At 31.9% G+C, this 11,233-nt stretch carries 13 protein-coding genes and 1 tRNA gene; 11 read left to right on the top strand and 3 right to left on the bottom strand.

The window, feature by feature from the left end; all coding sequences use genetic code 11:
* Nucleotides 1-42: 42 nt before the first annotated feature.
* From ACUUYC_RS00715 to ACUUYC_RS00675, 9 genes are all read left to right on the top strand, one after another.
* Nucleotides 43-978 carry a PorP/SprF family type IX secretion system membrane protein gene (locus tag ACUUYC_RS00715; RefSeq protein ID WP_474262777.1) on the top strand — a complete coding sequence of 312 codons (936 nt, stop codon included), beginning with the start codon at nt 43-45 and terminating at the stop codon, nt 976-978.
* 12 nt (nt 979-990) lie between these two features.
* Complete coding sequence (locus tag ACUUYC_RS00710) at nt 991-2,934, top strand: OmpA family protein (RefSeq protein WP_474263565.1); 1,944 nt, start codon at nt 991-993, stop codon at nt 2,932-2,934.
* Nucleotides 2,935-3,085: 151 nt separating this feature from the next.
* Entirely contained in the window at nt 3,086-3,649 is a 564-nt protein-coding gene (locus ACUUYC_RS00705) for a Crp/Fnr family transcriptional regulator (protein ID WP_474262775.1), read from the top strand.
* 120 nt (nt 3,650-3,769) lie between these two features.
* Nucleotides 3,770-4,186, top strand: a complete 417-nt coding sequence (locus tag ACUUYC_RS00700; protein ID WP_474262773.1) for a DoxX family protein — start codon at nt 3,770-3,772, stop codon at nt 4,184-4,186.
* Nucleotides 4,183-4,407 carry a tautomerase family protein gene (locus ACUUYC_RS00695; protein ID WP_474262771.1) on the top strand — a complete coding sequence of 75 codons (225 nt, stop codon included), beginning with the start codon at nt 4,183-4,185 and terminating at the stop codon, nt 4,405-4,407. Before ACUUYC_RS00700 ends, ACUUYC_RS00695 begins: the two co-directional genes overlap by 4 nt.
* Before the next feature lie 2 nt (nt 4,408-4,409).
* Entirely contained in the window at nt 4,410-4,778 is a 369-nt protein-coding gene (locus tag ACUUYC_RS00690; RefSeq protein ID WP_474262769.1) for a nuclear transport factor 2 family protein, read from the top strand.
* A gap of 208 nt (nt 4,779-4,986) precedes the next feature.
* Nucleotides 4,987-5,511 (top strand): isopentenyl-diphosphate Delta-isomerase, encoded by a 525-nt coding sequence (gene idi / locus ACUUYC_RS00685; protein ID WP_474262767.1) that lies wholly within the window; start codon nt 4,987-4,989, stop codon nt 5,509-5,511.
* Nucleotides 5,512-5,597: 86 nt separating this feature from the next.
* The gene (locus tag ACUUYC_RS00680) at nt 5,598-6,008 is read left to right on the top strand and encodes a 6-pyruvoyl trahydropterin synthase family protein (protein ID WP_474262765.1); all 411 of its coding nucleotides are present in this window, start codon (nt 5,598-5,600) and stop codon (nt 6,006-6,008) included.
* A 2-nt stretch (nt 6,009-6,010) separates the two neighbouring features.
* On the top strand, nt 6,011-6,985 hold the full coding sequence (locus ACUUYC_RS00675) for a type I phosphomannose isomerase catalytic subunit (protein ID WP_474262763.1): 975 nt from the start codon (nt 6,011-6,013) through the stop codon (nt 6,983-6,985).
* Nucleotides 6,986-7,300: 315 nt separating this feature from the next.
* Here ACUUYC_RS00675 and ACUUYC_RS00670 read toward each other — a convergent pair whose 3' ends face one another.
* On the bottom strand, nt 7,301-7,675 hold the full coding sequence (locus ACUUYC_RS00670) for a hypothetical protein (RefSeq protein WP_474262761.1): 375 nt from the start codon (nt 7,673-7,675) through the stop codon (nt 7,301-7,303).
* 455 nt (nt 7,676-8,130) lie between these two features.
* Between ACUUYC_RS00670 and ACUUYC_RS00665 the strand changes: the two genes are divergently transcribed.
* Together ACUUYC_RS00665 and ACUUYC_RS00660 are read left to right on the top strand one after the other, a co-directional pair.
* A complete protein-coding gene (locus ACUUYC_RS00665) occupies nt 8,131-8,397 on the top strand; it encodes a hypothetical protein (protein WP_474262759.1) in 267 nt (88 codons plus the stop codon).
* A 57-nt stretch (nt 8,398-8,454) separates the two neighbouring features.
* Nucleotides 8,455-8,528: transfer RNA gene (locus tag ACUUYC_RS00660), tRNA-Thr, on the top strand.
* Nucleotides 8,529-8,935: 407 nt separating this feature from the next.
* Here the strand turns inward: ACUUYC_RS00660 and ACUUYC_RS00655 are convergent.
* Complete coding sequence (locus tag ACUUYC_RS00655) at nt 8,936-10,636, bottom strand: M56 family metallopeptidase (RefSeq protein ID WP_474262757.1); 1,701 nt, start codon at nt 10,634-10,636, stop codon at nt 8,936-8,938.
* Nucleotides 10,633-11,004 carry a BlaI/MecI/CopY family transcriptional regulator gene (locus ACUUYC_RS00650; protein ID WP_474262755.1) on the bottom strand — a complete coding sequence of 124 codons (372 nt, stop codon included), beginning with the start codon at nt 11,002-11,004 and terminating at the stop codon, nt 10,633-10,635. Before ACUUYC_RS00650 ends, ACUUYC_RS00655 begins: the two co-directional genes overlap by 4 nt.
* Between the last annotated feature and the right edge of the window lie 229 nt (nt 11,005-11,233).

The following is an 11,233-nucleotide window of genomic DNA, read 5'->3' as shown; positions in this document are numbered from 1 at the left end:
TATGTTCGCTATAAATAATAAACAAAAACATAGCATACTATAATGAGAAATAAAATCATCATCATCATAGGAGTATTGAGCACCATATTTTCACTAGAAATGCATGGACAACAAGACGCTCAGTATACGCAATACATGTACAATACTATAAGTATAAATCCAGCCTATGCAGGTTCAAGAGGAGTATTTAGTATGGCAGGATTGCACCGTTCGCAATGGGTAGGTTTAGAAGGAGCGCCACGTACGCAAACACTAAACTTGCATACACCAATAGGGAAAAAAGGAAAAGTAGGACTAGGTTTTTCAATAATCAATGATCAACTAGGTCCAACAGATGAAACCTATTTTAATGTTGATTTCTCATACACAGTTAATACTTCTGAAAAAGGAAAACTTTCATTCGGGATAAAAGCTGGTGGAAATTTATTAGATGTATGTTTTGACTGTTTAAATCAATACAATCCTGAAGATTTATTATTACAAAGTAATATTGATAATAAATTCTCACCTAATGTTGGAGCCGGAATCTACTATCGTAACTCCGAAAAATGGTATGTAGGGTTATCAGCACCAAACTTATTAGAAACAAAACATTTTGATGAATCTTCGCTATCAGTTGCCAAAGAACGTATAAACTTATACCTAATTGGTGGATATGTATTTGATATGAGTGAAAGCGTAAAATTTAAACCAGCAGTACTATTCAAAGCAGTATCTGGAGCGCCTTTACAGGCAGATTTATCAGCAAACTTTCTAATCAATGACAAACTAACGCTAGGAGCAGCCTATCGTTGGAGCGCAGCCTTTAGTGGACTTGTCGGATTACAATTATCTGATAGTTTCATGATTGGGTTTGCCTATGATCGTGAAACAACTGAACTTGGAAATACACAATTCAATGACGGTTCGTATGAAGTCTTCTTACGTTTTGAACTATTCAATAACCGCGATAAAATAATCTCACCAAGATTCTTCTAAAAACCAACAATGATGACACGAAAAAAATATCTAATATATACGCTGTTAAGTTTATTCGTTCTTGTAGGTTATGCACAAGAAAAAAAACTGGACAAAGCAGATAAAAAATACGACAGTTATGCTTTCATCAATGCCATAGAAATCTATGAGAAAGTAGCGGAAGAAGGACACAAGTCGAAAGAGCTATTTGAAAAACTTGGAAATTCATATTATTTCAATGCTGACTTAGTAAGTGCTTCAAAATGGTATGGAGAACTCTTCAAATTAGATGAAGAAATTGCGCCAGAATACTATTTCCGTTATGCACAAGCGCTTAAAGCAGAAAAACGATATGCTGAATCTGATGAAAAAATGAAAAAATTCAGTCAATTGACTGGAAGCGATTTACGTGGAACGAAATTTATAAAAACTCGTAACTACTTAGACGAAATCGCAGAACAATCAGGTCGTTTTCGTATAGAAAATCTAGGAGTAAATTCTAAATATTCAGATTTTGCACCATCATTCTATGAAGAAAACCTAGTATTCTCTTCAGCACGTGATACAGGTGTCACTTCTCGTTACAAACACAAATGGAATGCACGTCCATTCTTAGACTTATACGGAGCAGAAGTTGCAGACAATGGAAGTCTATCTAATGTTGATAAATTCTCAGGAAAACTAAATACAAAATATCACGAATCAACATCTGCTTTTACAAAAGATGGAAATACTATGTATTTTACACGTAACAACTATTACAAAGGAAAATACAAAAAAGACAAAAAAGGGATCAACAAACTAAAACTATTTAGAGCAACACGTGAAGATGATCGTTGGACAAATATTGAAGAATTACCATTCAACAGTAACAACTATTCTGTAGCGCATCCTGCATTAAGCGTAGACGAGAAAAAACTATACTTTGCTTCCGATATGCCAGGAACCATTGGAATGTCTGACTTATATGTTGTTGATATCAATGATGATGGAACATTTGGTGAGCCAAAAAATCTAGGAACAGGAATCAACACGGAAGGAAGAGAAAACTTCCCGTTTATCAGTCAAAAGAATGAATTCTACTTCTCATCTGACGGACATGTTGGTTTAGGTGGATTAGATATTTTTGTGATGAATCTAGAAGATGAAGACAGCGAAATATTTAATGTTGGTGAACCAGTAAACAGTTCTATGGACGACTTTACTTTTATCATCAACAGTACAACGAAAAAAGGATACTTTGCTTCCAATCGTGATGGCGGGCAAGGAGATGATGATATCTATTCATTTGTCGAAATGAAACCAATTCAATGGACATGCGAGCAAGAAATTGCAGGTGTTGTAAAAGATGATAAAACAAATGAAATCATTGAAGGAGCAAACGTAAAACTATTTGACAAAGACAATAAAGAAATAGAAAATACATACAGCGAAGTAGATGGGAAATTCAGATTCAAAAGACTGCTAGAATGTGATCAAGTGTACTTTGTAAGAGCTTCTAAAAAAGATTACAACTCAGCAGAAGCATTATTGCCAAAGCAAGAAGAAGAAGGACTCAGAGAAGTAACACTATTACTTGAAAAAGAAGAAGTACCATTTGAAGTTGGTGACGATTTAGCAAAAATTCTAAACATTCCAATTATCTACTTTGACTTTGATAAATCGAACATTCGTCCTGACGCTGCGGCAGAATTAGAAAAAGTTGTAACAGTGATGTTACAATACCCAACACTAAAAATCGATGTGCGTTCGCATACAGATAGTCGTGGAACTGATAGTTATAACATGAAACTATCACAACGTAGAAACGAATCTACACGAGCATACATCGTTTCAAGAGGAATTGACGCAAGTAGGCTCATTGGAGCTGGTTACGGAGAAACACGCCATGTAAACCAATGTAGCAATGGTGTAAAATGTTCTGAAGAAGAACACCAACTCAACAGACGAAGTGAATTTATCGTTACAGAACGTTAAAAAATCAGACTCATACAAACTAAAAAAGCATCCTAATCTTAGGATGTTTTTTTGTTTAACATAAGATTTTATAATAAAAGGTTTTATCAATTTTGATTTAAGTATAGAAACAAGTAGTTTCGATTGATACAAAAACTGAACGAGAACTAAAATGATACATCCGTTACGACAACATATTGAAGAAATCATTCCTCTTACAGATGAAGAATTTGATTTTGTTCTAAGTCATTTTGAACAAATAAAAAAGCGCAAACATCAATACATTGTTCAAGAAGGAGAATTTGTGAACAAAGAATATTGGATTATCAAAGGTTGTTTAAAAAGTTACTTTATTGCAGACAATGGAAAAGAACATATTCTTCAGTTTGGTATGGAAAATTGGTGGATTACAGATTATGAAGCCTTTGTAAAACAAACGAAATCCAAAACCGCTATTGATTGTATAGAAGATAGTGAACTCTTATACATTACGTATGAAAACAGAGAAAAACTCACAGCTGAAATGCACAAAATGGAACGCTTTTGGGCAAAAAAAAGTAAGATAGGACGAATAGCGCTTCAAAACAGAGTTCTATCATTACTAAAAAACTCAACAAAAGAACAATACGATATATTGCTAGAACAATATCCAAAACTCTTCCAACGTGTACCTAAAAAATTGATTGCAGCATATTTAGGTGTTTCTAGAGAAACGCTAAGCAGATTAAATTCCTAATTACAATAATACTCTTTCTTAAAAAGTGACATACATCACTTCAAAAGTGTGATTTAACTCCTGTTAAACTAACATTTTATCGCTGAATTTTGCTTCATAATAATTTAAATCAAATTAAATATGAACGCACTAAAAGTAGCGCAAAACAATAACATCGGATTATTAATTCTTAGATGTACCATCGGAATACTAATCTTATTTCATGGTATTGCAAACATGAGTTCTAATTATGCCTTTATTAAGGAATTACTTCAAGGATATCAAATTCCAAGTTTCCTGGCTTATGGAGTTTTCATTGGAGAAATTATAGCTCCTATTCTCATTGTCATAGGTTTCAAAGTCAGGCTTAATAGTCTAATTATAGCTTTTAACTTTTTTATAGCTATTCTATTGGCGCACAGTTCGGATATATTCACGCTCAATCAATTTGGCGGTTGGGGAATAGAATTACAAGCACTTTATCTATTTGGAGCAATAACCTTATTCTTTACAGGAGCAGGAAACTATGCGCTATCAACAAATTCAGAATTAGATTGAATACACAACTTTTAAAACATAAAAATATGCCGTATGTAAATATTAAAATCACAGACGAACAAGTAACAAAAGACGAAAAACGCCAGCTTATAGAAGGAGTTACACAACTATTAGTAGATGTACTAAATAAAGATCCAAAAACTACACATATAGTAATCGATGAAGTGCCCGTTGAAAATTGGGGCTTTAATGGAGAGCAAACAAATAAAAAGAAAAAATAAGTATGTACAAAGAAAATAGCAAAGAAATTGAAAGCCTGATCACCAATTATTTCGAAGGAATTTTTTATGGAGACATAGAAAAACTAGAAACTTGTTTTTACGAAAATGCATTCTTGTACGGAGACATTAAAGGTGTTGACTATTTAAAAAGTATAAAAGAATATATTGAAGGAGTAAAAAATAGACAAAGCCCAGCAACTTTAAATGAAACTTTTAAAATGGAAACTATTGGAGTTGATATCATGGGAAAAATAGCGATGGCAAAACTACATGTACCAATGCTTGGATATAATTATTACGATTACTTATCGCTTGCAAAAATCAACGATAAATGGAAAATTGTAAACAAGCTATTCACTCACATAGAATAAATAAAAAATCAAGAAGCAACTTGCAAAGTGCAAAACATAATGTTTTGCACTTTTTTTATTTAGGCTTACATAAAAAAATAAAGGAATGAGAAATAATCTATATTGCTAAGAACAATGTCAAAACTTATGTTAATTTTAACTAAAAAATAGCTAATAACAGTAATATACACCGAAAGCTATTTTGTAAATTTGCTTTTCGACAAAAAATATGGCAAAAGAAAACGTAATCTTAGTAAATGAAAATGACGAGCAAATCGGTTTAATGGAAAAAATCGAAGCGCATGAAAAAGCACTCTTGCACAGAGCATTTTCAGTATTTATTCTTAATGACAAAGGCGAACTCATGTTACAACAACGCGCCTTAGGCAAATATCATTCTCCAGGTTTATGGACAAATACCTGTTGCAGTCATCAACGTGAAGGTGAAAGCAACATAAGTGCAGGTAAACGAAGATTACAAGAAGAAATGGGATTTGTTACGGAACTTGCGGAAGCAGTATCGTTCATATACAAAGCACCATTCGACAACGGACTTACAGAACATGAATACGATCATGTAATGATAGGAACCTATAATGATGCACCAGAAATTAATCCAGATGAAGTTGCTTCATGGAAATGGATGAAAATACAAGCGGTAAAAGATGATATCAGTAAAAACCCTGATGAATACACAGCTTGGTTCAAAATAATATTTGACAAATTTTACCAACACATAAAAGTTGATATATGAAACGAGCATGTTAAAAAGTTTATCACTAAAAACAATGATTATTAGCAAACAACATGTGACCAATGAAAAACAAATAATATAAACACATGAAAGTTACCGTAAGTAGAAAAGCACATTTCAATGCTGCACACAGATTATATCGACCAGATTGGGACGACGCTAAAAACAAAGAAATCTTTGGGAAATGCAGCAATCCAAACTATCACGGACATAATTATGAACTCATTGTAAGTGTAAAAGGTGAAATAGATCCTGAAACTGGATTTGTAATGGATGTGAAAATATTAAAAAACTTAATTCGATCAGAAATAGAAGATGCTTTTGATCATAAAAATTTAAACATAGAAGTTCCAGAATTCAAAAACTTAAATCCAACAGCAGAAAATATTGTGGTTGTGATTTGGAATAAACTCAGAAAACACATTTCAACAGCATTAGAGCTAGAAGTTGTGTTATATGAAACACCAAGGAACTTCGTAAAATACACAGGAGAATAACTATGAAATTACATCCATTAAAATTCAATCCAATTTTTAAAGAACGCATTTGGGGCGGTAACAAACTGCAAACGATGCTTCAAAAAAACAGTCATGGCGATGCCATTGGTGAAAGTTGGGAAATATCGGATGTAAAAGGAGAACCTTCTGTTGTTTCAAAAGGAGAATTACACGGTAAAACATTACAAGAACTTAGCGAAACGTTTCAAGCTGAATTACTAGGAAAAAAAGTATATGATGCATTTGGAACTAAATTTCCACTACTAATCAAATATATTGACGCTAAGAGCGATTTATCCATTCAAGTACATCCAAATGACGCATTGGCAAAAGAACGTCACAATTCGTTCGGAAAAACGGAAATGTGGTATGTAATGCAAGCAGATGAAGGTGCAGAACTCATGGTCGGATTCAATCAAGAAGTTACTAAAGAAGACTATCAAACACATTTAAAAAATAATACACTTACGGAAATTCTCAACTTTGCAAAAGTTCAAAAAGGAGATGTATATTTCTTGCCTACCGGCAGAATTCACGCAATTGGTGGCGGAATTGTATTAGCAGAAATTCAACAAACTTCAGACATCACATATCGAATATTTGATTGGAATAGAGTAGATGCAGAAGGAAATTCACGTGAATTGCATACAGCTTTAGCGCTTGACGCGATAGATTACACACTACACAAAAACTACAAAACGGAATACGAATCTGAAACAAACAAAATATCCACAATAGTTGACTGTCCATATTTTACAACAAACCTAATTCCATTTGAAGGAGAAGTAACCTTAAATCATCATGACAAGGATTCTTTTGTAATATACATGTGTGTAAAAGGAAACGTTTCATTTCAAACAGAAAACCATCAAGAAACACTTTCATTTGGCGAAACATTATTATTGCCTGCTTCTATCAAAAATGCAATTGTAACTACAAACGAAGCTTCCGAACTTTTGGAAGTATATATAAAGTAGTTTTTAGACCGCTAACGCTGTTAGATATTAGATCGCTTCGCTTTTGGATCGCTTCACTTTTGGATCGCTTCGCTTGGTTCTTAAAAATCTTAAAGTCGTCACTTCGAGTGATTTTTCGTAATGAAATGTAGAAAAATTGTATCGAGAAGTACTATGAAATTATAAATGTAAAATGCTAAATTTTAAATTAAAAAGTATTTTCCAAACACCAAACACCAAACACCAAACACCAAACACCAAACACCAAACACCAAACATAAAAAAATCCCAAGCCGCTACAACTTGGGAATCTTATCTCTTATAACTTAATTCAACTTACGAAGCTTTTCGAATTGGTTCTTTGTGTAAAGGAAAACCAAACAAAGCGCTACAAATCACTTCTTCGGTTTTAGATTTCCTTTTTGTTTTAGTTACCATAATTCGAACTTTAAGCGTTTTTTCATCGTGTTGGATCAATTGTGCCTGAATGGTTAAATTGTCGTTTAAACGAGCGCTCTTGTTCATTTGAAAGGCATATTCAACAATGTTAGGAACATCATGAAGATAAAATTCTCTAATTGGATAGGTGGCTACTACTTGAATTTTATCAAATAGTATGTGCGGATGTAAAAATCCATTGGCGTTTGTCACTTTTTTAGTGACTGCAAATTGAACATTTGTCTGTATAATATGTTGTGCAATAGTATTCATAATTTCAAAGTTTTAATGATGTAACAAAAGTGGTATTGGTTCGGAAGGCGCATGCGAATTAAAAAATAGCGAATAGGAATTGAGCATGGAGTTCGTTTTTGTAATCATTTTGCGGAATCTTAAAATACATTTCATAATAAATGGGTTTAAAAAATTAATTATTTAAAAATAAAAAAGATGCTTCGTAAAAAGCACCTTATAAGTTTATGATATAGATATTAAATTATTAACTAAACTTGTTTGGATGCTTATAATATGTACGTTTCATATTGGACACAGGAATACAAATCATCATACGCTTGGCATTTGTATTATGATTCATAAATTGTCGATATAGTTGTACTAAAGCATTCATAGACTAAAACTAATTAAATAAAATGTAACTAAATAACATTTGTGGTATTTATAACAAATTATATACCATTTTAGTTTAAATTTGCAAAAAATTATAAATCATGTCAAATAAAAGAGATTTAAAAAAGGACTTAAACTACGTTTTTGGAGATATTATCGATGCTGCCTTATTATGGCAAATGGTTAATCCAGGAGAAGATGTTGCAAAAAGCGAAGCTATCATTGATGAATCTATCCAAAGCTTTGATTCATTGATTGTTGAAGTAAATAAAAGAGGTGTTGAAAATACGAAAGCACACTTTAAAGGAATCAGACAAACATTAGAGACAAAAGCAACTGAATTAGTAACAAAAATTAACAGTCTTTAAAAAAAATAAAAAAAGGTTTGCAGAGAATAAAAAGGTTTTTATATTTGCAACCGCTTTGCCGATGTAGCTCAGCTGGCTAGAGCAGCTGATTTGTAATCAGCAGGTCGTGGGTTCGAGTCCCTCCATTGGCTCAAAGTGAAAAGCTCCTTGAAAAAGGAGCTTTTTTTATACCCGAAAATCAAGATGTATTTGAAACATATAATAACTTGCTAAGTCCTAATAATCAGGAGTCAATAACAAATAATAATACTTTATTTTTTTAGAATGGTACTTTTTTGAAGTCAGAAGTATCAAAAAAACGGAGACTGAATGAGTCTCTATCTCATTAAATTTTCTCAAAATTGACTTTGAATGGTAAAAGAAATACTTCTCAAGAGAATTTGAAATTGCAAGTGGAAAATATGATAATTGGCAGAATGCAGTAGTTTTTAAATATAAAAACAATCAAATTTGACTACAATACTCAGAAAAAATTGAACTATTAAGAAAAAAGCAAAGTTGATTGTAAAGAATCATCTTTGCTTTTTTTGTTTACTATTTATTTTTCAGCAATAAAAACAGCTTTATATACGCCATCATTTATGCTACTATATTCTGACCTTTCTAGTTCATGACGATCTTTTCCAAACAATTCTTGGGATCGTACTTGATATATTTTTTCAAAACCTTGAAATACTTCTGCAAGATTCGTTAGGTAATTTTCAAAGGTATCTGTATCCTCAAACGTTACACTTATTAAATAGGCTCTAGATCCTTTATCAACATGTTTTTTTACGAACTTATATACTTCTTCTCTGTAATTTATTCCTGTACGACTTAAATTAAGTTGAAGATACTCAATACCATCTAATGTGGCTACATTACCTTCTATTGCAGCATTCGTCAAATCAACTTTTGCAGTTAAAGAACTGTCGCGAGAAGGATCTGCCCAATGGAAAGGAGGAACTAAAAATGGTTGAATCATTTGTTTTCCAGAAGCAGTCTCGCCATAATAGATAACTTTCCTTTTATCAAACTTTCTAAATTCGTTCTGTATTTCTCGTACCTTTTTCATATTCTGATTGCGATCAATTTCCATGCGAATTAAACCGTGAGTTAACACATTCTTAACCGCAAATTCTATTCCTTCAATCGTGGAAGGTTTTCCATTTACTGTAAACTGATCATTTGATATAGCAAATAATGGAGAAGTAATCTCCCGATTAAGCATATCAATCTTTCTTTCTGCTAAATATCTGTTCCAGAGTATTTCCATTTTTTCAGTTTCAACTGACGCTTCTTTATCAGTTTTTGAGTTACACTGAAATAATACTAGGCTAAATAAAATAGCGCAAGTTATAGTTAGTGCTACTTTCAATTTGCCAATAAATCCTGATTTATTATTTTTCATCATGGTTATCCTTTTTTTTATAAATGATAAATTAAAATTGTTTACCAACCCATATGAGTTGTCGCTAACTAATTGTCTCAAAAGTAAGGTCTGGTAATCAACTAAGGAATAACCCGCTTTAATTATTTTTTTGTCTGCTATATATTCATGTATTGTTTTTAAAGATTTAATAAGCTTCCAAATCAATGGATTGAACCATAAAAATGCTGCTAAAAATTGTACAAATATTAAGTCAATAGAATGTTTCTGTTCAATATGTGTTTTTTCATGCGCAATAATCTGATCAAGCTCTAGCGTATCAATTATTCCTTCATAAACAAACGCGTATTTTAAAAATGAAAATGGTGTAATTGGGTATGAAACGCTCACAACCGTTATACCATCAATTTGTGTCTGAGGATGCATCAAAATCATTTTTCGAAGTCTTCTAAAAGTCCAAAACAATTTAGATATACAGAATACAATTCCTATGATATAGATCCCAATTACAAACTTCAATAGAATGCTTATCCAATCTACAGTAGTGGATTCAACCACTTTTGTAGTAATAACACCTTCATTAGAAGAGACAGGATTTTTATAAGTATCATATTCCCATGTTTCCATAGTTTCTTGATACGATACCCTAAATTTGCTAAACTCCTCAACAGAGTTGTCTATAACTGCTATTTTACCTTGGCTAAAATCAAAACTCATTAAAGGTAATAGCAATGAAAAAACTACGATTCCAATAAGGAAAAACCGATTAAGATTAAAGAATGTCTCTCTCTTCATCATAACAATATAAAGTAGGTAGAATACTGCTAATACAGCACTCGACTCTAATAGATATATGATAAATTTGATCATTTCTTCTTAGCTTTTAATGCTTCCAACATTCTCATTGCTTCGTCCAATTCCTTTTCATCCAATTTTTTACTCTCAGTGAAAAAGTTGACTACTTGAGAAAATGAATTATTGTAATAATCAGTCACTAAGCGCTTCATCTGTCCCTTACTATATGCAGATTTACTAATCATTGGATAATATTGATGCGAATTTCCATACGCTTTATAACCTATGATTTCCTTTTGCACTAATACCCTAACGATTGTTGATACAGAATTGTAAGGAGGTTTTGGAGTAGGATATTGTTCAATTATATCTTTGATAAAACCTTTTTCAATATCCCAGAGAATTTTCATTATTTTCTCTTCTGCCTTAGTTAATGTGACCATTACTTTATGAGTTTTATTAATTAGCTGATACAATTATACAACTTAATTTTAAGTTGACAAACTTATTAATAAGTTATATAACTTAAAATTAAGTTAAACTATTTATTTTTAAGTTGAATTATGTCAACGTTACTTTTACTAAAGACCTATTTCTTCTAAAAATTAAAATGTACAGGCTCATAAATAAGTAAAAGATAGTTTGATAAAACGAACCTTACCGTATCTTTGC

The sequence above is a fragment of the Kordia sp. E genome, from assembly GCF_056033805.1.
The sequence above is the reverse complement of the archived record's forward strand: the minus strand, read 5'-3'. Positions and strand labels throughout refer to the sequence as shown.